This window comes from Coleofasciculus sp. F4-SAH-05 (genome assembly GCF_040222985.1).
Taxonomy (GTDB): domain Bacteria; phylum Cyanobacteriota; class Cyanobacteriia; order Cyanobacteriales; family Coleofasciculaceae; genus Coleofasciculus; species Coleofasciculus chthonoplastes.
In genome coordinates this window covers 13,652-36,342 of record NZ_JAVKBY010000052.1, presented here as the reverse complement: position 1 = coordinate 36,342, position 22,691 = coordinate 13,652, and the positions used below count along the sequence as shown (strand labels likewise).

Annotated in this window: 19 protein-coding genes and 1 pseudogene; 6 read left to right on the top strand and 14 right to left on the bottom strand. The window is 45.4% G+C overall.

The genetic code is table 11. The features are described from left to right. Positions 1 to 142: 142 nt before the first annotated feature. From ureE to RIG27_RS05825, 3 genes are all read right to left on the bottom strand, one after another. Entirely contained in the window at positions 143 to 586 is a 444-nt protein-coding gene (gene ureE, locus RIG27_RS05835) for an urease accessory protein UreE (RefSeq protein WP_446343283.1), read from the bottom strand. A gap of 30 nt (positions 587 to 616) precedes the next feature. Next, on the bottom strand, positions 617 to 1,108 hold the full coding sequence (locus RIG27_RS05830) for a DUF4168 domain-containing protein (protein WP_446343281.1): 492 nt from the start codon (positions 1,106 to 1,108) through the stop codon (positions 617 to 619). A 118-nt stretch (positions 1,109 to 1,226) separates the two neighbouring features. Further along, positions 1,227 to 1,715, bottom strand: coding sequence for a DUF4168 domain-containing protein (locus RIG27_RS05825; RefSeq protein ID WP_446343279.1), 489 nt, complete (start codon positions 1,713 to 1,715; stop codon positions 1,227 to 1,229). Between the two features lie 99 nt (positions 1,716 to 1,814). Between RIG27_RS05825 and RIG27_RS05820 the strand changes: the two genes are divergently transcribed. Then, complete coding sequence (locus RIG27_RS05820; RefSeq protein ID WP_446343277.1) at positions 1,815 to 2,066, top strand: hypothetical protein; 252 nt, start codon at positions 1,815 to 1,817, stop codon at positions 2,064 to 2,066. Positions 2,067 to 2,125: 59 nt separating this feature from the next. Here the strand turns inward: RIG27_RS05820 and RIG27_RS05815 are convergent, their stop codons facing one another. After that, complete coding sequence (locus RIG27_RS05815; RefSeq protein ID WP_446343275.1) at positions 2,126 to 2,248, bottom strand: hypothetical protein; 123 nt, start codon at positions 2,246 to 2,248, stop codon at positions 2,126 to 2,128. Then, entirely contained in the window at positions 2,230 to 3,210 is a 981-nt protein-coding gene (gene holA, locus RIG27_RS05810) for a DNA polymerase III subunit delta (RefSeq protein ID WP_446343273.1), read from the bottom strand. The genes RIG27_RS05815 and holA overlap by 19 nt, the downstream gene beginning before the upstream one ends. A gap of 33 nt (positions 3,211 to 3,243) precedes the next feature. Between holA and RIG27_RS05805 the strand changes: the two genes are divergently transcribed. From RIG27_RS05805 to cbiE, 4 genes are all read left to right on the top strand, one after another. Continuing rightward, positions 3,244 to 4,032 carry a DUF1868 domain-containing protein gene (locus RIG27_RS05805; RefSeq protein WP_446343271.1) on the top strand — a complete coding sequence of 263 codons (789 nt, stop codon included), beginning with the start codon at positions 3,244 to 3,246 and terminating at the stop codon, positions 4,030 to 4,032. 194 nt (positions 4,033 to 4,226) lie between these two features. Continuing rightward, the gene (locus RIG27_RS05800; RefSeq protein WP_446343269.1) at positions 4,227 to 6,179 is read left to right on the top strand and encodes an AAA family ATPase; all 1,953 of its coding nucleotides are present in this window, start codon (positions 4,227 to 4,229) and stop codon (positions 6,177 to 6,179) included. Positions 6,180 to 6,293: 114 nt separating this feature from the next. Then, a complete protein-coding gene (locus tag RIG27_RS05795; protein WP_446343267.1) occupies positions 6,294 to 6,905 on the top strand; it encodes a cobalt-precorrin-8X methylmutase in 612 nt (203 codons plus the stop codon). A gap of 132 nt (positions 6,906 to 7,037) precedes the next feature. Then, the gene (cbiE, locus tag RIG27_RS05790; protein ID WP_446343265.1) at positions 7,038 to 8,324 is read left to right on the top strand and encodes a precorrin-6y C5,15-methyltransferase (decarboxylating) subunit CbiE; all 1,287 of its coding nucleotides are present in this window, start codon (positions 7,038 to 7,040) and stop codon (positions 8,322 to 8,324) included. A 24-nt stretch (positions 8,325 to 8,348) separates the two neighbouring features. On the opposite strand, the gene recG is transcribed toward cbiE, so the two are convergent. The 5 genes and pseudogenes from recG to rpsB form a co-directional block, all read right to left on the bottom strand. Further along, on the bottom strand, positions 8,349 to 10,829 hold the full coding sequence (gene recG / locus RIG27_RS05785; protein WP_446343263.1) for an ATP-dependent DNA helicase RecG: 2,481 nt from the start codon (positions 10,827 to 10,829) through the stop codon (positions 8,349 to 8,351). Positions 10,830 to 10,939: 110 nt separating this feature from the next. Further along, positions 10,940 to 11,803, bottom strand: coding sequence for a hypothetical protein (locus RIG27_RS05780; RefSeq protein ID WP_446343261.1), 864 nt, complete (start codon positions 11,801 to 11,803; stop codon positions 10,940 to 10,942). Between the two features lie 170 nt (positions 11,804 to 11,973). Next, positions 11,974 to 12,597 (bottom strand): translation elongation factor Ts, encoded by a 624-nt coding sequence (tsf, locus tag RIG27_RS05775; RefSeq protein WP_446341021.1) that lies wholly within the window; start codon positions 12,595 to 12,597, stop codon positions 11,974 to 11,976. A gap of 34 nt (positions 12,598 to 12,631) precedes the next feature. After that, positions 12,632 to 13,406 (bottom strand): annotated as a pseudogene (locus RIG27_RS05770) (zinc ribbon domain-containing protein). Between the two features lie 178 nt (positions 13,407 to 13,584). Further along, positions 13,585 to 14,475 (bottom strand): 30S ribosomal protein S2, encoded by an 891-nt coding sequence (gene rpsB / locus RIG27_RS05765; RefSeq protein ID WP_446343259.1) that lies wholly within the window; start codon positions 14,473 to 14,475, stop codon positions 13,585 to 13,587. Between the two features lie 241 nt (positions 14,476 to 14,716). Here rpsB and RIG27_RS05760 point away from each other — a divergent pair, with 241 nt between their 5' ends. After that, positions 14,717 to 15,892 carry an aminotransferase class V-fold PLP-dependent enzyme gene (locus RIG27_RS05760; protein ID WP_446343257.1) on the top strand — a complete coding sequence of 392 codons (1,176 nt, stop codon included), beginning with the start codon at positions 14,717 to 14,719 and terminating at the stop codon, positions 15,890 to 15,892. Between the two features lie 562 nt (positions 15,893 to 16,454). Here RIG27_RS05760 and RIG27_RS05755 read toward each other — a convergent pair. Genes RIG27_RS05755 through RIG27_RS05740 form a run of 4 tightly spaced genes read right to left on the bottom strand, consistent with a single transcriptional unit; the run spans position 16,455 to position 22,384 of the window. Continuing rightward, positions 16,455 to 17,696: a response regulator gene (locus RIG27_RS05755; protein WP_446343255.1), complete on the bottom strand. Its 1,242-nt coding sequence runs from the start codon at positions 17,694 to 17,696 to the stop codon at positions 16,455 to 16,457. Then, positions 17,689 to 17,904: a hypothetical protein gene (locus RIG27_RS05750; RefSeq protein ID WP_446341024.1), complete on the bottom strand. Its 216-nt coding sequence runs from the start codon at positions 17,902 to 17,904 to the stop codon at positions 17,689 to 17,691. The genes RIG27_RS05755 and RIG27_RS05750 overlap by 8 nt, the downstream gene beginning before the upstream one ends. Beyond that, positions 17,895 to 18,302: an ATP-binding response regulator gene (locus tag RIG27_RS05745; RefSeq protein ID WP_446343252.1), complete on the bottom strand. Its 408-nt coding sequence runs from the start codon at positions 18,300 to 18,302 to the stop codon at positions 17,895 to 17,897. The genes RIG27_RS05750 and RIG27_RS05745 overlap by 10 nt, the downstream gene beginning before the upstream one ends. Continuing rightward, on the bottom strand, positions 18,278 to 22,384 hold the full coding sequence (locus RIG27_RS05740; protein WP_446343250.1) for a PAS domain S-box protein: 4,107 nt from the start codon (positions 22,382 to 22,384) through the stop codon (positions 18,278 to 18,280). Before RIG27_RS05740 ends, RIG27_RS05745 begins: the two co-directional genes overlap by 25 nt. Between the last annotated feature and the right edge of the window lie 307 nt (positions 22,385 to 22,691).

Sequence of the window (22,691 nt, the reverse complement as noted above, 5' to 3'; positions counted from 1 at the left end):
TAAACTATACCACTACATGGGATAGATAGATAGAAAGAAAGAGAGAGATTGAAAATACTTCGGGGATTGACCCCTCGCATTTTCCGCTATCCCCCTACCCCTTACTTCGTTGAAGGGGTAGCCCCTCGCGATTCGGGTGGGTTCAACTGTGATGGTGATACGCCCCAATTTCGGGTTGAAAGGGAGCAATTTCTGGCTTCACATCCACGCCTAACTGATTCAGCATCGCCTGTAAAACGGAGTCAGGTGATAAGCGTAAATAGTGGGGAGTGACTTCCAAGGGGACGTGGCGATTACCAAGGTGATAGGCGGCTCGCAGTAAACTCAGGGGATGGGGAGACGTAACGGTTAAAACAGGTTCGGGTTTCGCCGCAATCTGCACCACTATCTCTCCTGTCTCAGATTGGAGTAAATCCCCATCATTGAGAATCATCCCTCTCGGTAAACGCAGATACAAACCCTGACCCTCTGGGGTTTCAAATTCAAAGCGGTAGCGTGTCCGGGTGCGTTCCTCGGCGGTGAGGGAAAGTGTAAAATTAGCGGAGAGTTCTGTCGCTGAGTTCAAGCGTTGCGTCAACGTCAGCATAAATTGCTCAATTTGTCAAGCTAAAGTGACCTAAAGTGACCGTTGCAGCCGAATCAGTTCATTTTGAATTTGCCGTTGTAAATTCATGTCGCTGATGACGGTAGCTGTAATGGCGTTAAATTGAGCCATGTTGAACCCATAACTTTCGCCAATTTCTTTGGCTTTATTGCAGTAGTTGACGGCAATCCCTTGGACATCAGAGGGGAGTTCTTGGAGGGAATCGGGTTGGGTACAGATGATATTAGGAATGGGCTCTTGATTCATCTGTTGCTGAATTTCACTGAAGGCTGTCTGACGGCTATTTTCTATCGCCATAATTGCCTTAGCGTAATTGTTGATTTCCTCTTCGGTGATGGTTTCGGCTGGTAGGGGAGAAATAGGGGGATTTGCCTCAGGAGTGGAGTTAGAGGCACATCCAGAGAGAATGAGGGCGAGTGCAGTGATACAACTCGTCCAGGGAAATCTCAACGTTCGCGATCGCGCCTGTATGGGCATGGAATCCGATTCAAGTAGCAACGGCAAAGTGTAGCTCTATTTTGACAGGTTTTGACCGTTTGGAATTCAGGAACTTAGTAAAACTCAGGGTTCTTGCTTATATTAGCGAGTTCCTTACCGAGTGGTATTGTACCACAAGAGGGGCTTATCGTTGGCTGGATTCTTGCTGTGTTTGTAATGCATCTTGAATCCGCTGTCGTAAATTACTATCTTTTTCTGCCAGACGTGTAATTTGATTGAATCGGGAGGGAGTTAAATAATTATTCACCAGCGCTAACGCTTGGTTACAATAAGTATTGGCAATTTTTCGCGCCTCCTGAGACGGCAGTTGATTGATGGTTTCTGAGCGATGACACTGGATATCAGGAATGTTGCCATTTACAATTTTTTTAATTTCGTTATAGGCAACTTGGCGCAAGGGTTCCATGGCTAAAACTGCTCTAGCATAGTTGGTAACCTCCACATCGGTAACCGCTTGTTGAGCATAGACAGCACGGCTGAAGTCCAAACTTAGAGACTGTCGCGAAAGTTCGGGAATGAACCCAGACAGTAAACCTAAGCTGGTTAGTGCAGCTACAATAAGTGGACGAGAGAAACGAGTCAAATTAGGGTGATTACAGTAGGACGTGATCATGAGGATCGCAAATACCTAAACAGTACACAACAAAACCCAGAGTGGGCTTGTTTTTCCTGAACTATTTTAGGGGATAGAAGTTCCGCTGTCGGGTGTTGGGTGTGGGGTGTCGGGTGTCGGGTGTCGGGTGTGGGGTGTTGGGTGTGGGGTGTTGGGTGTTGGGTGTTGGGTGTGGGGTGTGGGGTGTGGGGTGTTGGGTGTGGGGTGTTGGGTGTGGGGTGTCGGGTGTCGGGTGTTGGGTGTGGGGTGTTGGGTGTGGGGTGTTGGGTGTGGGGTGTCGGGTGTGGGGTGTCGGGTGTGGGGTGTTGGGTGTGGGGTGTTGGGTGTGGGGAAGCTGGGGAAGCAATGTAGAGACGTAGCATGCTACGTCTGGAAGCTGGGGAGATGAGAGACAAAATTTCTATAGCCTATCACCCTATTCCCTGACAAATGACAAATGACAAATGACAAATGACAAATGACAAATGACAAATGACAAATGACAAATGACAAATGACAAATGACAAATGACAAATTAACGACAAATTTGACACAGTTTAATCACTTGAGTTTGCAGAGTTGAGAGTCCGTCAGCACCCCGTTTTAGGCTAACCTCTAACTCTAATAAAACTCGTAACGTTGCCATTAATTGACCCAGGCTGAGGTGCTGCACATCTTTCTTCAGAAAGTAAATACGCTTAGGGTTACCAACTTCGGCGGCGTTAGCAATAACTTTTATATCCTTTTCTCCCTCACTCATCATTAGCTTCACCCATAACCAAGTGCGAAATTGTCCCACAAGGGTAGCGACAATTCGTAATGGGTGTTCGTTGTTGTTGATTAAGTCAGCAATCAATCCTAATGCTTTAGTTGTATCGCCGTTGAGAATAGTCCCGGCTAATTGTAGGCTATTGTGAGTTGTGGTGGTGACTAATGCAGAAACAGCGCGTTCATCTAAGCTAGTTGTCTCATCGCCAGCGTAAAGGCGTAATTTGTCGAGTTCGTTGGCAAGTTGACGGGTATTATTACCCACTGCATCAGCGAGGAGTTCAGCCGCTAGGGGGGTGAGTTTAACACCTGTGGTTTGGGCGTAGGATTTAACCTGTTGGACTAATTCCTCGGTTTTCCAGGGGGGAATTAGGGGAAATTCTTTGATTTTGGCGTGTTTTTGCAGCAGTTTGGTGGATTTGAGTCGCCCATCGGGTCGATGATGACTGGTGAGGAGTAATATAGATTCTGGTGGAATGGCGGGGAGAGTTCGTCCAAGTTCAGCGAGAACATTTTCGGAACAGGTTTGGCAAACGGTGGTATCAACGAGCCAGACTAATCGCCCTCCCATCCCAAATGGGGGAGTCATCGCCTGATTGAGTCCCTGAATCACGGCGTCGGGTTGGTCTGGGGGAATTCTATCATAGTTAAAACTCAGCCAGTTGGGGTCGAGGACGGACTGGCGTAGTTCGTTGATGGCTTGGGTAAGGGCGAAGTCATTGTCTCCCCAATAAAGATAAATTGGCATAAGGACGTTTAGCGCATTCGGAGGAAATGAAACGTGGATGATACCTATCCAACTTATATTAATCGGGTGGTGAGGATGACTGTACTCGATAGTTATCACTCTCAGTTACCCAATATCCAGGAGTCACCGAAGTTTGAGCATCTGGCTGATGGCACAACCAAGGCGGTTAATTTTCCAGGATACACGGTGATGACGCCACCCTGGGAGGATGAGTCGGAGAATCAGGCGTTTTACGGGAGTTTGCAAGAGTTACAAACAATATTAGAAGGGGAATTTAAGTCGAGTTTAATGATATCGCTTCCGCCTGAGAGTTTTCACTTAACGCTGGCGGATTTAATTTGGGAGAATAATTATCGGGATGCGGTGCGGGATAATCTAGAGTTTGAGCCGCAACTTCAGGGACGCATTCGGGAGAGTTTTGGGCAATATCAGGAGTTGTATAGGAGTTCTTATCCTATATATTGGCAGTTTTTTGGCGTGATTGTTATGCCCCGTGCGATTGGGGTTTGTTTGGTACCAAAAGATGAGGAGTCTTATCAACGAGTGGTTGAGTTCCGGCGCTGTCTTTATCAAAATCCGGGGTTAATTGGTTTGGGGGTTGAGCAGCAGTACCATTTTACGGCGCATATTACGTTAGGATACTTCGGGGAAATTCCAGCACAGCTTGAGCGCGATCGCATCAGTACTAGGTTATCAGATTTGAATGAGCAATGGTTAGGGAAGGAGGATAATTCGTTTGGGGTTAAGCGGGCTGAGTTGCGGAAGTTTGATAATATGACTCATTTCTATCGCGAATCGGATTTTCCTGTTGTTGAGTTTTGAGTTAGGGTGGGGTGGAGGGGTGGGGAAAAGTTAGCATAGATAATTTTAAAACCCGCCCTCTTTTAGGTTTTTGAAGACTGGATTGTTTTGAGTGGTTTGGTCTCAGGATTGAATCGTTTTAACGCAGAGGAACGCAGAGGTAAGCGCAGAGGTTCGCAGAGGGGTGGGCGTTAGTGTGAGTGGGAGATGGTAGGATGTTTCTGGTTAAGTTTCGATTGTATAATTATAAGTCGTTTCGGGATTCGGGTTGGTTGGAGTTTGCGCCCGGTATTAATATTATTGTGGGACAGAATAATTCGGGGAAGACGGCGCTGTTGGAGGCACTGACGCTGAATTTTGAGAATGTGCCGCATCGGAGTTTGAGAACCTTACCCAATTCAGATTCACGATTAGATGATGAATCAAGGGCAGAAATTATAGTAACTTTATCCAAGGCGGAATTTATTGATTTCATAAATAAATTACCTGATCATTCCTTTGGGATATTGCCGCACAATCATCAAGAATCAAAAGAATTCGTTGATTTTTTACAAGAATGGCTATACAGTTCTCAAGACATTAATATTCAAGCTTATCAAGCAGGAAATTCATATATTAAAGATAATGATATACAAATCCCTGATCTAAATCCTACCATAAAGCTTTACCATGTTACAGACACTAATTGGAATAGTAGAGTTGGGATAAAGCATAAAGCCAAAATAATTTCTTTTGAGTTGCGAGGAGACAATAAATTAAAGATTGGCAATGAAATAACTATTGAGGGAGATAAAAAATATATTTGGATTACGATAGTTAATAAATTTAAACACCGTATATATCGTTTTCATGCTGAACGTACTACTCGGTCAATATGTGCTTCTGGAAGTAGCCGATATCTTCGAGCTGACGCATCTAACCTTCCTGAAGTTATCAATAAATTAGAGGAGCGAGGAAATCGGAAAATATTTGATAAATTCAACGAATATATATCAAGAATATTTCCGGAAATCAATGTTGTTTCTGTTCATAATATAAGGCAAAAAGAAAGACCTGTACTTTCCTCTTCTTCAATAGAAATTTTAGTATGGTCGAAAGATGCTGTTGAAAACGATAGAGAAGATTTAGCATTTCCCCTTTCAGCTTGTGGGACTGGAATTGGTCAGGTATTGGCAATTCTCTACGTTGTTCTTACTTCCCAAGAACCGCGAACTATCATTATCGATGAACCCCAATCCTTCCTACATCCGGGTGCAGCGAAGAAACTAATCGAGATTCTCAAAGAGTTTCCGCAGCACCAATATTTTATCGCTACTCACTCACCGATGATTATAGCGGCGGCGAATCCTTCTACTATTGTGAAGCTGCGGTATGAGGAGGGGGAAAGCAAAGCCGAGGTGATGAATTTAGACGATATTAAGGAACAGCGTTCTCTATTAACTGACTTAGGCGTTAGATTATCCGATATTTTCGGGATGGATAATATTCTCTGGGTGGAAGGAGAAACGGAGGAAAACTGTTTTCCGATGATTTTAGAGAAATTAGCGAAAATATCTTCTCTAAGAGAACTACAAATCCTCAGAGTTAGAAAGGTTGGAGATTTTCAGCAGAAATCCACTAAAGCGACTGAGACTATATTTTACATCTACGAGCGCCTGAGTAGTCGGATCAGTTTATTCCCGGATCAGATGCGGTTTGTATTTGATCGAGAGAATAGGTCAAATGCTGAAATTGCCAAGCTGGAAAGGGAACGTCCTAATTTGTTCTTTCTCCCTCGCTGTATGTATGAAAATTATCTGCTGCACCCACAAGCAATCACTAGCATTATTAATGATGAGTATGAAGAATATCTTCCCCCTGAAGACGTTGATGCTGCTAAAGTCACTGAATTGGATGTTGAGCAAATACTTATGGATAAGAAATCTAAGAAGCGTTATTTTGACTCGAAAGAGTTTCAGGAGGAAAAACTAAAGGATTCAGACTGGGTTAACCAGAATATTAATGCAGCAAAGCTGCTCAAGGATTTATTTTCGGAGTTGTCAGAAAATCGAATAGAATTTCGCAAAACTCGACATTCGCTTAAGCTTACTGAATGGTTATTTGAACATAAACCTGACAAAATGACTGAACTTGCTGAGTTTTTGCAGAAAGTGATTGACAGGGAATAGTTTGAGCAATGTAATGGTGCGTTACGCTACGCTAACGCACCCTACGGATTAAGGCTTTTAATTAGAATATTTAGTTCGCGACTTATTTAGGGAAAATAACGATAGATGATTTCTATGAATCCGCTAAATCATCCAATTTTAGAGCAAAGTTTCGCTATAATTGACCAAGAAATTGGTGAACATAGGTTCACGCCTGATGAATATGCGGTTGTTCGGCGAGTGATTCACAGTACCGCTGATTTTGAATTTGCTAAACTGATTTATTTTAGTCCAGAGGCAATTACATCCGGAATTACAGCTATTCAGAATAAAGTCCCGATTATTACTGATGTGGGTATGGTTAAACAGGGAATTAGGGGAATGGTGAGTAAAACTTTCGGGAATCCTGTCATGGCGGCGGTTGAACAAGCGTCGGTGGCGCTTCCGGGGAAGACGCGCACGGAAACGGGTTTATTAAGTTGTTATTGTCAGTTTCCTGAAGCCATTTATGTGTTTGGTAATGCGCCGACTGCACTTTTAGCATTATGTGCTGAGTTACAACAATCTTTAGTAAAACCTGCTTTGGTTATTGGCGCACCTGTGGGGTTTATTTCTGTCGTGGAAGCTAAAGATACTTTAGCAAAAACTCCCATTCCCCAAATTCGGATTAATGGACGCAAAGGGGGTTCCCCTGTCGCGGCGGCGATGCTTAATGCTTTAATGGTCTTAGCCTGGGAAAAGTCGTGAATTTAAAGATTGCAGTAGAGGGAACAAATCTTAAGTTCAATGGCATTGACTTAAGGCTGGTGGGCAATGCCCACCCTACATAAACTATTAATAACAAATGACGAATGACGAATGACGAATGACGAATGACAAATGACAAATGATATTCATGTAGTCGGAATCGGTTTAGATGGCGCAGGGGGACTGACAGAATCTGTGCGACAATTAGTAGAACGGGCGACTCTGTTGGTGGGGAGCGATCGCGTCCTGAGTTACTTTCCTGAATATCCCTCACGCCGCCTGGTTTTGGGCGATTTGACGCAGGTGATCCGCGAGATTCGTCGCCAGTTGGCTAAGAATGAGCCAAGTTGCTGTATCATCGTGTTAGTGACTGGTGATCCGTTGTTTTTTGGCTTGGGTCGTTTGCTATTAGCTGAATTGCCACCTGAACATCTCACGTTTCATCCCCATGTCAGTGCGGTACAATTAGCTTTTAGTCGGGTGAAAGTCCCTTGGCAAGATGCGGTGACGATTAGTAGTCATGGGCGTTCTTTAGAACGGTTAACCCAAGCATTACAACAGGGAACCGAAAAAATTGCCGTGCTTACGGATAAAATAAATACGCCGAGTGCGATCGCAAACCTATTACTTGATCTGGATTTACCCTGTGAGTACCAGTTTTGGCTGTGTGAAAACCTCGGTGGAACTGATGAACGGGTGCGGTGTTTGCCTGTGGATATTGTACACTTAGAAGCGATCGCGCCCCTGAATGTGGTGATTCTTCTGCGTCAGTCTGAACCCAGTGATATTCCCCTAGATGTCGCCACTTTACCTATTTTAGGGGTATCGGATCACAGTTTTGCCAGTTTTCGCGATCGCCCGGGTTTAATCACTAAGCGCGAAATCCGTACTCTGATTCTAGCGGAACTCTCCCTACAACCCAAACAAATTATCTGGGATATTGGTGCAGGAACGGGTTCCGTCTCCGTTGAAATTGCCCGATTATCGCCGACGTCTCACGTCTATGCGATTGAAAAAACGGCGATGGGAACGGCTTTAATTGAACAAAATTGCCGCCGTTTACAGGTTAGGAATGTTACCTCTATCTATGGTACAGCACCGGATATATTATCTCAACTGCCCACCCCCCAGCGGGTTTTTATTGGCGGAAGTGGCGGGAATTTAGTGGCGATTTTAGAACGAACCCAGGCACAATTAGGAGATAATGGCATAATCGTGTTAGCCTTAGCCACATTAGAACACCTAAATCAGGCAGTCAATTGGTTTAGCGATCGCGGTTGGACGTATCGATTATTACAGGTTCAGCTTTCCCGTTCCATCCCCGTCGCCCAACTCACTCGTTTTACCCCTCTGAATCCGGTGACGATTATTAGAGCCATCCCACCGGATAAAATAGCGGTAAAGAGCATCTTATGGTAGAGACATTGCATTTTAGTCTCTACATTAGGTTAAAATCGCCCCACCCATTAACTTAGAATACCGATAGTCCAACTCCGCCTTAATTAACGGCAAACTCTCCAACGCCTTATCCTCTAGCACAATCTTCTCCGCCGCATCCCTTGCCAAATTCAACACCTCTTGGTCCTCTACCAAACTGGCTAAGGCAAAATCCGCCAACCCCGACTGACGCCGCCCCAACACCTCCCCAGGACCTCGAAACCGCATATCCATTTCCGAGATAAAAAAGCCATCTTGAGACTGTTCCAACACCCCCAAACGCTGACGCGCGGTATCGGTTTTTGACCCACTCATTAATAAACAATAGGATTGATGGGAACCCCTTCCCACCCGCCCTCGTAATTGGTGCAACTGTGACAAGCCAAACCGTTCCGCATTTTCAATCATCATCACCGTCGCATTCGGGACATCTACCCCCACCTCAATTACCGTGGTGGAGACGATAATTTGCGTCTGATTATCCCGAAACGCATTCAACGCCTCATCCTTCTCCGCCGAACTCATCCGCCCATGTAGCAATCCCACCTGAAAATGTGGGAAAATACTCTCAGAAAGTCGCTGATGCTCCTCGACTGCCGATCGCACATCCAGTTTTTCTGATTCTTCGATTAACGGTAGGACAATATACGCTTGACGCCCTTGGGCAATTTCTCGACGCATCAATTCATAAGCGTTTTGGCGTTCCTTCCCAGTTAATACCGACGTGTGAATTTTTTGACGCCCTGGTGGTAACTCATCAATCTGACTCACATCCAAATCCCCGTGCAAGGTTAACGCCAAGGTTCGCGGAATTGGCGTCGCTGTTAGGGTTAAGACATGGGGAGATTGTCCCTTTTGCTGCAACTGCGCTCGTTGTTCCACACCAAACCGATGCTGTTCATCAATCACCACCAATCCTAAGCGCTGAAAATTCACCGAGTCTTGAATTAACGCATGGGTTCCCACTAATAACGGTAATTCCCCGGTTTCTAACTGAGAATGGATTTCCCGGCGCTTCTTTACTTTCACTGAACCCGTTAGTAATTCCACGGGAAGATGGAGTAAATTAAACCAACTGACTAATTTACGATAATGCTGTTCAGCTAATACTTCCGTCGGTGCCATTAACGCGGCTTGATACCCGGATTGAATCGCCGCCAAAATTGCCAGCACCGCCACCACCGTTTTCCCGGAACCCACATCCCCTTGGACTAAGCGATTCATCGGCGTGGGTTGTTGTAAATCGTTGAGAATATCGTTGACGACCCGTTTTTGGGCAGAGGTGAGTTCAAAGGGTAGCAGGTGATAAAATTGATCAACCAGTTTCCCCGTGGGCGCGAGAATAGCACTGGATTGAACTTGCTGCTGCATTTTCCGCCGTTGGAGAAACCCTAACTGTAAATAGAAGAACTCATCAAACACCAAACGACGTCTGGCACGGCTGAGGGTATCCGTATCAGTGGGAAAATGGAGATTCGCGATCGCGTCACTCACTCCCATCAAATCATACTGCTGGCGCATCCCCTTCGGCAATGGCTCTTGCAGTTGATTCACCGCCGGTAACACCGCCATCACCGCCTGTCTCACCCAATCGGCTGGTACTCCTTCGGTCAAGGGATAAACCGGCATAACCCGACCAATTTTTAAGGAGTCAATACTCCCCCCCAGATGGTCTAACACCTCAATTTCTGGCGTATCCAGAGTAATCCCATACTTATTCTTTTTCACCAACCCCGACGCTGCCACAATCGCCCCAGCTGGATAGCGACGTTTTTGTTGTTCTTGCCAACCCCGATGATTGAAACGATTCCCCGCAAAAAAGCGATTCAGTTTTAGTTGACCCGTACTATCTTTAATTAATAACTCAAAAATCGATAACTTTTTATTCCGAGGACTGGTAAAACAGTTACAACGCTTCACCGTACCCACTACTGTCACCGTCTCCCCGGCGACTAACTCCTTAACATTCACCTGACGGGCATAATCAATATGATCCCTCGGATAATAGTAGAGCATATCTCGCACCGTATATACTCCCAAACGCCCTAAATAATCACTGCGGCGACGACCAATATCGGGTAACTCGGACAACGGTGAGTCCAAGGTAAAATTAACGTTTAACTTGGAGGTTTCCGCCACCAGAGGCGTAGTCCGGGGGGCTTTAACCGTCGATGTTTGAGGCGGATGAGTCTTTTCCCGTTCCCGGCGCTGAAGTTCCTGTTGCAGCTTGTTGAGGAACTGTTGCGTATCAGCTATCAGAGATTGACGCGCTTCTACCGTCTGATGATGATAACGTTCAAACTCAGCCGCAATTGACTGCCATTTGCGCCGTTCCACCGGGAGAAGTCCGTTGGGTGTCTTGCCCAAACTGAGGCAAAGAAACTCACTAAAACGATACTGATTTCCCTGTAAATCAGTAAAGCCATTTTCGGCTTCCACCGCTAGCGCTTTTTGCAATCGTGTCCAATCTGGAAATTCTGTACTCACAATCTCTGAATTCTGTAAGGACAAATAACGAACGACTCACGACAAGCCAGGGCTAATCCCAAATGACGTAGCTTGCTTCTTGCGAAGCGAGTATGACAAATGACGAACAACTAATCCTCAAACCAACTCGCCCGCCATGCGGCTTCAGCTTGAACCACAGTCCACTCCCGTTGTTTTTTACGATATTGTCGCTGAAATTTAGTGGTATGGGCAAGCAGGTTACGGATTTGATTCCGCACTTTGACCAATTGCGGTTCTGTAAACTCAATTTCAGATAGGCGCAGATTAACCGCAATAATTCGGGTTAGGGTTGAATCATCGTCATCCTCAGGCGTTTGGGTTTCGACTAAAAGGTTGAGTAGATTTGAACCCGGACTGCTTTCACCCGCCGCATCCGCTTTGGTCGCCGCTTCCAGGACAGTTGGGGGTAGTTTATCAGGAATAATACCCTCTTGTTGTAAAAGATGATTCGTCTCCACGGAAACCGTTTGCAAGGTGAGAGCAATTTGGTCTTCGAGCATATCTTGCCACTGTAGCAGTTGATCCGGCAGAATCGGTTTTTGGGGGGTGAGGGCTGAATCTGGAGATGGGTTCGTCGTCGTTTCCGCCAAGGATTCTGTGAACTCCACCAGCAGTTCTAATTCCTCATCCTCGTCTTCTAGCTCATCGTCCAGGGTTGAGGATAGGTCTTGAGGAAGCTGTAGGTGTAAGATTAACTCGTCTTGTCCTTCCTTACCAATCTGACGCAAGGCTTGCTGTAGATTTTGGCGCTGATTGAAGGATAAACTTAAAAAGGCGTCGGGATAGCCTTGAGTACATACCTGGTAACCTGCCAGCATTAACTGTTTTTGCACGGTTTGCCCCAACACGGTCAAATAGGTGGCGTAACTGTCGTGAAGTTGGGAAGCCAGATGTGCGATCGCTCCCTCCATCTTAGCTAAGTCCTGCTCAATCAGTTCAATTGCGCTCACCATTATCTGCTACTGCTCCCGATAGGTCTCCTTTTTACCAAAAAACGTAGGGTGGGTTAGGCGGACTTTCATTAAGGCGGTACCCATTTAATCAACTATCCGCCGTAACCCACCACTGTTAAAGTTCTTAGGTGTATTTTTATTGAATTGGAACGGCTTCAGCGACGCGACGTTTAGTCTGATGATTCCGATTCAATCCCCTCACCCAGAACATAGCGGGTAAAGCGACGCACCTGGATATTTTCTCCTAACAGCGCAACAGTTTCTTTGACCAACTCTTCGACGGATTTGCTTTGATCTCGGATATAAGGTTGATCCATTAATGATAATTCCTTCAACCGTTTCTCAATCCGCCCCTGAACAATCTTCTCTTTAATATTGTCCGGTTTCTTCGCCAAGTCATCACGCCCCATTTCAATTTCTTTTTCTCTTTGGGAAATAGCGGCGGGAATATCCTCCACCGAAACATACTCGACATTCGGACAAGCTGCCACTTGCATCGCGATATCCTTGACTAAGGCTTGGAATTCCTCGCGACGAGCCACAAAATCCGTCTCGCAGTTGACCTCCACTAAGACACCAACTCGTCCCCCAGTGTGGATATAGCTGCCCACAATACCTTCAGCCGCCATCCGACCGGATTTTTTCTCAGCTGAGGCAATTCCTTTCTGACGCAGCCATTCGATGGCTTTGTTCATATCGCCCTCGTTTTCTTTGAGCGCTTTTTTGCAGTCCATCATGCCTGCGCCAGTTTTTTCCCGTAACTCTTTGACTAGTTTTGCTGATATTTCCGCCATCTTAATCTTTATTCCTCCTTTGTTGTTTGTCGTGTTAACGATTAGCACTATCTTGGAACAAATCGGACAAAAACCGGAGCAAATCGGTAAGTCTAACCATTACTCCGGTTTGTTGACACTCCTCAGCCTGAAGGCGTGAGGATTCTTTCTTCATAGGGAGCCAGAGTTTAACGTCTTCCGGGACGAAAGCTTTACCCTCAGAAAGCTTAAGCCGTATGCCCTACGGCTTCTAGTCCTCTCAGCTTGACAACTTGAGCGGCGGCTGTATCCCTGTCGCAGGTATAGCCACAGAATTGGCATTTGTGGAGCCGTTCAGACAGTTTCTTTTTGCCCGTCTCCTCTAAACATTTGGGGCAAGTAAAGGAAGTGCCTTTAGCGTTTACTTTTTGGAAATAGATGCCACGCTTAAAGCAGCACCCTTGAAGTATCTCCAAAAACTGACCCCAGCCAGCGTCCAGGCAATGCTTACCCAAGAACCCTCGCCCCATCCCCTCGAATGCCTGATGCAAACGCTTAAGCGTTTGCTGCAAAACTTGAGACTGTACTTGTTTAAGTGCCTGAATGTGCTTTTTTGCCTGGGTTAGTTTTTCGCACTGGCTTTTATAAGTTGGCGCTTTCGCATCAGTCCGAATGATATATTCATGTCGAATTGAGCAAGCGTTCATTAAACATTTGCGTGAGTTTACCCAATCTTTGCGCTCTTGCAATGCGTAGTTATAGACCCTACGGCATTGTTCCAGCCACTCCTCAAATAGGGTAGCTTGGGCGCGGGTTGGCTTGAGTTTAAACTCATAGACTAAATTGAACACTTACTCGCTCTGTTGGCTTTTGTGTTGCCATAGTTATTCTAAGGCGTTTGCCTTATCCAGAAAAGCTGCCCTACAAGAGCAGGGCTTTAGACCCATCAGTTCCGGTAACTACTCAGTGCCACTGAACAACGGACAGATAACCCCAGTGTATCGGGTGAGCCTAAAAATGCATCGCCGCTTATTCTTCGCTGTCCTGGCTTTCCTCGGCGCTGTCCTGGCTTTCCTCGGCGCTGTTCTGGCTTTCCTCGGCGCTGTCCTGGTTTTCCTCGGCGCTGTCCTCCATGTCTGACATGTCTGACTCAAAGGAGTCCATATCTTCCTCGCTGTATTCGTCTTCCATCTCCTCGATGGCTTCGGCAAACTCTTGCTCGTCCTCTGTTTCCAGTTCCCCGTGACGCCCTTCATAGATGGCATCGGCTAACTTACCAATGATCAGTTTAATCGATCGAATCGCATCGTCATTGGCGGGAATCGGAATATCGACCACATCCGGGTCACAATTCGTATCCAGCATCGATACCACGGGAATGCTGAGTTTTTCACACTCTTTGATGGCATTGTATTCCCGGCGCTGGTCAATAATCACCACAATGTCGGGGATGCGCCGCATCATCTTGATGCCACCGAGATATTTTTGTAGCTTGCCCAGTTCCCGGCGCAGTACCGCCGCTTCTTTTTTCGGCAAGAGGTCAAGGGCACCACTTTCTTCCCGGCGTTCCAATTCTTTTAATCGTTCAACCCGCCCTTTAATGGTTTCCCAGTTGGTCAGCATTCCCCCCAACCAGCGTTGGTTGACGTAGTACGCACCACAACGACTAGCTTCTTGGGCAATAATTCCCGCCGCTTGCCGCTTGGTCCCGACAAACAGACAACGTTTTCCTTGTTCGGTAGCAGTTCGCATGTAGCTGTAGGCTTCTTCCATCAACTGGGCAGTTTGCACCAAATCAATGATATGAACGCCATTCCGGGCAGTATAAATGTACTGATCCATCCGGGGATTCCAGCGGCGGGTCTGGTGACCGAAGTGAACCCCGGCTTCCATCATTTGAGCCAAAGAGACGACTGGCATAATTAATTTAAACTCCTTATTCGGGTTTATCCTCCATTCAGGCGGATTTCCTGGTGGGAAACACCCGAAATCCTGAATGTGCGATTTTTGACAACCTTTCTAAGGTAGCATGAATAGTCGGACAATATTCAAGTTGACGGTTGGGAATGGGGAACAGGGAACAGGGAACAGTAGGGATTTGATGCTTGTTCACATTTCTGAGTGCAGCGGACAGAATTGATGCCCAGGTACTTTTTTGCTCATGACATTGGATTGGCAACGCGCCCGTCAAGACACACCGGGCTGTGAAACGGTTTTACATTTTAATAATGCGGGTGCAGCATTAATGCCGCAGTTGGTTTTAGATGCCGTTGTTGGGCATTTACAGTTAGAAGCCCAAATGGGTGGCTATGAAGCGGCAGCACAGCAAGTTGAGGCAGTGGAACAGGTATATGATGCTATAGCGACTTTATTAGGCTGTCAGCGCCAAGAAGTTGCCCTGATTGAGAATGCCACTAGAGCCTGGGATATGGGGTTTTATAGCATACCTTTAGGAAAAGGCGATCGCATCCTTACAGGCGTATCGGAATATGGTAGTAATTTCATTGCGTTTCTGCAAGTTGCGAGGAAGACTGGGGCAACCATTGAGGTGATTCCCAATGATGAATTTGGGCAAATTTCTATTCCTCAATTACGCCAAGCGATTGATGAGCGGGTGAAGTTAATTGCGATTACCCATGTTCCCACGAATGGGGGATTAGTTAACCCAGCCGCAGCAGTTGGGAAAGTAGCAAAAGACGCCGGGATTTTATATTTACTCGACGCCTGTCAATCCGTGGGACAAATGTCAATTAATGTGCAAGAAATTGGCTGTGATCTGCTCTCAGCGACGGGACGTAAATACTTACGCGGACCCAGAGGCACTGGATTTTTATATGTCAGAGAAGGGGTAATTGAGCAATTAGAACCGCCCTTTTTGGATATGCAGGCGGCTGAATGGCTGAGTCGGGATACATTTAAAATTCGTGCCGATGCCCGTCGGTTTGAAAATTGGGAAACCAACTATGCCGGTAAAATTGGGTTAGGCGTGGCGGTTGATTATGCATTAAATTGGGGACTAGCAGCGATTGAGCATCGGATTAGTGGTTTGGCGGACAATTTGCGTGAGCAATTGAATGGAATTGATGGGGTAACAGTTCAGGATTTAGGTCAGAAAAAATGTGGGATTATTAGCTTTACAGTTGCCGAAAAAGACCCCAGTGAAATGAAGCAATTACTGAGTAAAAAAAAGATAAATCTCTCGGTTTCTGCCGCCCAAGGCACGCGATTAGATATGGATGCACGCGGGTTAGCGTCTGTGTTAAGGGCTTCGGTTCATTATTACAACACCGAAGCCGAAGTTGAGCGATTTTGTACAACATTGGCATCTTGGGTTTGACAGGGAACGAGTAATAGAGACACCTACCCCCCAATTCCTCTGCGAACCTATGCGTTAAAAAAAATACAATTTGCAACCAGACAAATTATCACAAAATTGCCGTCAAATTATTACCAAACTGTAGGGTGCGTTAGCAAAGCGTAACGCACCATTATATTTCATATTATGTCCGGCAAATCACCCATGATAAAAATTTATCCGCATCTCGTGATTATAGGTTCCATGTCCGGTTATTACCAAACTGTAGGGTGCGTTAGCAAAGCGTAACGCACCATTATATTTCATATTATGTCCGGCAAATCACCCATGATAAAAATTTATCCGCATCTCGTGATTATAGGTTCCATGTCCGGTAAAGCGCCGTTTGAGTAAAGGGCGACCCGATACAATTGAGTGGATGGGGGTGTTCATTGATGCAGGCGGGTCGCCCCTACAGTATATTTATGATTAGGTCGCTTCTCATAAGAGCGGAAAGTGCTGTATCGTTGTATGTAGTGCGAGCATCTTACTTGCTACTAAGCAATGACGATCTGTGCCGTTAACTTTTGTTATCCCTACCTACTTACTCCCCCTGTTTCTCCGCCTCCGGAGTTAATAACGCCGGAATCGTGAAATAAAACGTTGTTCCCACGCCTAAAGACGATTCCACCCAAATCTGTCCGCCGTGATGTTCCACAATTTTCTGACAAATCGATAAACCAATCCCGGTTCCTGGATATTCTTCGTTGGTGTGTAGACGTTGAAATACCTTAAAAATTCGTTCAAAATACGCAGCTTCCACACCAATCCCATTATCCTCCACCCGAAACACCCATTCATTCACCTCAAGGGGTTCTGGCGTACTCGGCGGCAAAATCGGGGATTCATCATTCAATGAAAAAGTTTTTTGGCGCAATTCTGCCGCAATTTTAATCTCCGGTGCAACCTCCGGGGAGCAAAATTTGAGGGCATTACTGATTAAATTTTGAAAGAGTTGTACCAGTTGGATGCCATCTGCCATGACGATGGGTAAATGTTCGCAGGTAATCACAGCATCCTGCCCTTGAATCACACTGTCTAAATTCGCCAAAACGGACTCAACCACCTGATTACAGTCGGTGGGTTCAAATTCTTCCCCCTGAGTCTCGACTCGTGAATAGTTCAGCAAATCTTGAATGAGCTTTTCCATGCGATCGCCTGCTTCTAAAATTCGATTCATGTAGTGAGCGGCTTTATCATCCAACAAACTCTGGTATTTTTGGCAAAAAAGCTGACCAAAGGCTTTCATTGTTTGCAGAGGCGATCGCAAATCATGAGAGGCGATGCGGGCAAATTCTTCTAAGTCTTGATTCGAGCGGATTAACTCGCCGTTAAGCTGCTGAAGTTGTTGATTTTGATAATTTAGTTGCTGATTTTGCTCGACAATTTGCTGTTGCTGGCGAACCACCATCAGTTGATTATTCACCCGCGATAACACTTCTTTCACATGAAAGGGCTTAGTAATATAGTCGGTTCCTCCTACCTCAAAGGCTTTGACTTTATCCCATTCATTATCCAACGCGCTCAAAAAAATGATTGGAATGTGCTGAGTGCGTTCATCGGATTTTAAATGCTGGCACAGTTCATACCCATTCATTTGCGGCATCATAATATCCAGCAAAATAAGCTCCGGCAACGCTTTTTCAATCCCCATTAATGCCATTTTGCCACTAATGGCATTTCTGACCCGATATCCTGCCTCGGTGAGAGTTGTCGATAACAGACGTAGATTGTTGGGCTGATCGTCAACAATTAAGACATAGCCGGGATTCTTTGGGTTACTCATGGTAAAAGGGTTGCGTCAGATTCATTAGGGTGTCAAACCGAAACTCATTCACCAAATCCGTAAGGGCTTCCGCTAAGGGAATCTCAGACGGTGGAATTTGCTCAATGAGTTGGTTCATGAGTTCATGATCAAGACTGCTAGCTGCTTGATGAAGTTGCCTAGTCCACTCATTTGGCATTATCGCTAAATGTTCTGGTGTCAGCAACATTCGTAACCATCCATCACAGGCATCCGCATATCCATCCAAATTAGGTGCGGTTGCCAATGTTCCCACGCGGCTACAGCTTGTTGACCATTTTCGGCGACTTGTATCTCAAATCCGATGGGGGTGAGTAGCTGAATCAAAAGTTGGCGATTACTAGGACTATCATCAGCAATTAAAATACGAGACTGCGGTTGATTGTCGGTGATCCCAATCACTCGTTTCGGTGAGACTGGAGGCAAATCGTCACAAGGGGGAGCAACCTGGATGGGAAGACTAAAAATAAACGTCGTGCCTTGATTGACGACACTTTGAACCGTCAGTGATCCGCCCATCAGTTGTACAAAACGGCGGCTAAATTTGAGGGGAATGGGATTGCCTATTCCCCATTCCCCATTTCCCATTCCCGCAATTTTTCATTCCCCATAGTCAAATTCACAATTTGATCAAATTTAAACTCATCGATTAATTGAAGTAAAGCTGTTGTCAAATTACGATGAGAATCGGGAATTTGCTCAACCAGTTGACGCATAAGTTCTTCATCAAGACTGCTGGCGGCTTGATTGAGTTGAACCCGCCACGTTTCGGGCATTAGTCCTAACCGTTCTGGGGTCAAGGTAGGCAGAAAATCACCTGAGTCTGATGAGACAACGGATGTAGCATCGTTGTAGAGATAACGCACCCCTAAATGTTGTGCCATTTTTTCAAAGATGATCCCCTCTTGAATCGGTTTAATCACAAAATCATCACAACCGCTATCTAAAAATGATTGAATTTCCTCCGTAAAAGCACTGGCAGTAATGGCAATAATCACTGTCGCTGAACAGTCATTTTGCCATGTCTCTTTCTGCCTTTCTTGGTCACGAATCCATCGGGTAGCCTCCTTGCCATCCATGACAGGCATTCGGATATCCATCCAGATGAGATGAGGATACCAACTGTCCCATATCGTGATGCCTTGTTGACCATTTTCAGCACACTGCACCTCAAATCCTACAGTCTCCAACAGTTCACACAACAGTTGACAACTGGTTGGATTATCTTCTATGACTAAGATGCGGTAGCTGGGTTGTTCCGGTGCAATTCTGAGAACGCGATTGTGGTGAGACTGACAGATGACTTCAGTGGCTTCAGCAGGAGTAATCGGAATCGAAAACTCAACCTGTGTTCCTTCTCCCAGTTGACTATTGACAGTAATCTCTCCTCCGATCATCTGAATAAATCGCTGCACAATCGCTAACCCTAAACCTGTCCCAGTTTGAGAGTCTTTACCCACTTTTGTCTGGACAAATGGCTCAAATAAGGAATCAAGTTCGTCGGTAGCAATACCTTGACCTGTATCCTGAATTGAAACCTGTAGAGTATTTAACTCATCCATGTCTAAGGTTAGCGTTATTCTCCCCTTATCCGTAAATTTAACGGCATTATCTAATAAATTAATTAAAACCTGACGTAATTTATTTTCATCCGTCTGCACATAGCGAGGAACCTGAGGTGAGCGTTGGGTGATGAATTCTAAACATTTATTGGCAGACTTAACCCGAAACATTTGCTTAATCGTATCCATCAACTGATACAAATCAAAGCTCTTGGCTTCAATTGCCATCCGTCCAGCTTCAATTTTGGACATCGATAAAATATCGTTAATTAATGCCAGCAAATGCTCACCGGAATGATTAATAATACTCAAATAGTTTTGGTGCTGAGGAGAAAGAGATGGGTCATGGCTCATCAGTTGCGTGAACCCTAAAATAGCATTGAGCGGGGTTCTCAATTCATGACTCATATTGGCAAGAAACTCACTTTTAGCGAGATTGGCGGCATCTGCTGCGTCTTTGGCTTGTTGCAGAACCATTTCCGCTGTTTTGCGTTCAGTAATATCCAGGTAAGCGATAGCGACACCATAACCGGGTAACGAAATCGGGGCAGCTGTAATCGATAACCAGACAATTTCACCATTCGGTTGATGGATTCCTGCTTCCGAGTTTTTCACCACTCGATTTTCAGTTAAGGCAATCACACTGGCAAATTCATGACTAGGCATGGGTGTACCATCGGGTCGAATTCCTCGCCATTCCGGGGCATTATAGTGGCGTTGAGTGTGTTCAGCAAGGGAGATGCCTAAAATGGTTTCTGAGGCAGGATTCGCTTCAATAATATGTCCCGTTTCATCCGTGATAGAAAAGCCAATCGGTAAGATATCAAATAGGGTTTGGTATTTCTGTTGACTTTCCCGTAATGCCAACTCCATCCGCTTGCGATCGCTAATATCTGTAATTAGGGCATAATAGCCTTGGATAGGGCGAGAGTTGTCTGAATCCACCGAGTCACCAAAGGCGGGAATTAGAGTCGCGAAAACATAGCGAGTTCCACCAGAATGGTAAGGAATCTCGGTCTCATAGGTGACATACTCACCTCCAATGACTCGTTCTAAATACCCACGCACGCGCTGATAGGCATCCTCTCCAATCACCTCAGGAACAGTCTTGCCGCAAATCACCTCCGGTGATAATCCAAACCAAGTTTGATAGGTTTTATTAGCAAACTGATAGCGTAAATCGGCATCCAGATAAGCAATACAAACGGGTAAGGCATCTGTAATTAATTGAAGTTGATCTTGTGCCTGTTTGCGTTGGCGAATCTCTTCCTGTAATTGCTGAATTGCACGGGTTAAACTGCGGTTTTTTTCTTGTACCGTAATCCCCAATTCTGCATTTGCCTGTTGTAGCGCTACTTCAACCTGCTTGCGTTCGGTTAAATCAAAGGAAACATCAACAATGCCAATAAATTGACCTGTTTCATCATAGATAGAAGAATTGGTTGCCTGCACGGGGAATATCGTGCCATCTCGATGTTGTACCCAAAATTCGCCAGTCCAACCTTCACCCCTCTGCAAAATTTGCATTATTTCAATAGCTTTTTCTTGATGATTTTTCGGGGCGAGAACCTCTATAATTGCACGACCAATGACTTCAGTTGCTGACCACCCATAAAGGATTTCAGCGAAGTGGTTCCAATAGGTAATCATCCCGGATAAATCTGTCGCTATAACCCCATGATTAACTAAATCTAAAAGACGTGCCTGAAAATAGATCGCCGATTCAGCCCGTTGACGTTCACTGATTTCTTGTTCAAGGTGTTGATTTGTCCTCACCAGTTGCACTGCACGCTGTTCAACCAAGTCTTCTAAGTGATTGCGATAGTCTTGTAATTGACATTCAATTTGCTTGCGTTGGGTGATATCTTCAATAACACCAATTAAAGCCTGGGGCGCACCGGAAGGTTCCTGTAATCGGGTGGTATGAATTTGCACCAAAATCACGCTTCCATCTTTATGGATGTACCGCTTTTCTATAGAATAGCGGTCGATATCTTTGGCTAAAAGTTGACGCACATAAGCTTCATCCGCTTCCACGTCATCAGGATGGGTGATATCTTGCCAGCTTTTGGCTAAGACTTCTTCACAGGTATAGCCAATGATATCCGCAAATTTTTGATTAACGACTATAAACGCACCATCCAAAGTTGCTTGAGCAATACCCACCGCTGCTTGATCAAAAATACCGCGAAATCGTTCCTCACTAACTGCCAAGCTATGCTCAATTTGGCGACGTTCGCGAATTTCTTGTACTAATTGGGCATTAATCTGTTGTAATTCAGTAGTCCGTTCTTTGACCCGTTGTTCGAGTTGGTTATTCAGTTCGCGAATGTGGACTTCATCCTGTTTACGTTTGCTGATGTCGTGACAAGTATAAAGGATGGTTCCACCATTAATGGCAACTTGCTTGACGTTGATCAGTAAATTATGAAAGTTGCCAAATTTATCGATGATTTGCCGTTCAATGTTAGTGATTTCTTGCTCTGCTTTCAGTTGGTTTAAGTCAAGCCAATTGTCTCCTAAAATGTGGCAAATATTCCCGAATTGTTGGGTCTCTAGGCGCGAATAGCCAAAAATAACATGAACATTGGGACAAACAAACGTAAAGTTCCCACGATCATCAGTTATAAATACAGTATCAGAAATGGTACTGAGAATAATTTCATGTAATGCCTCGGTCTGCACTTGGGATTCTGAAGTCCAGGTATGCAGTTGTTTCTGAGTTTGACTATGAGCAAGGGTTAAGCGCAAGGAATGCTCGATTAGGGGAGTGCTGAGTTGATCATAAACTAAATAGTCCGCTGCTCCTTTTTTCAATGCGGTTAAGCCGATTTGTGCAGAAGGAGTCAAGACGATGACTGGAGATGTAGTCCCTGATAATTCTTCGATTAACCCATCATCACCCTCGACTCCAGGGAAACCCACATCGATGAAATAAGCATCATAATGTTGAGATTGAGCGCGAATTAGCGTCAACGCCGTTTCCGGAGTTGTTACCCAATCCAAGTGAACATGAATTGTGTCGAGGCTGTTGAGTAACCGATTCATTCGGTTATAATGAGTTTCGTCCTCATCAACGAAAAGAACCTTGACGGTTTCGGATATCATGACAACACCTCTGTGCATGGAGAGGATGTTCCAGACGTGCCATGGCACATCGGGAAACGGTGAAGATTTCAGACTGTCTGTATTTTAAGCTACCGAAAAATCCAGTCTGTTAAAAGCATAGTATATTGAATTTGTCAATATATAGTTAAAAAGCTATGCAAAATAGCCAGTAAGACGCTCGTCCTAAACTGTCATGCATTTAAATTGGGTATTAGTAGCGAGCAAGATGCTCGCACAAGGACATGTACCCTTGCTTCCCCGGCTCCCCCGGCTTCCCCGGCTCCCCCAGCTCCCCCAGCTTCCCCAG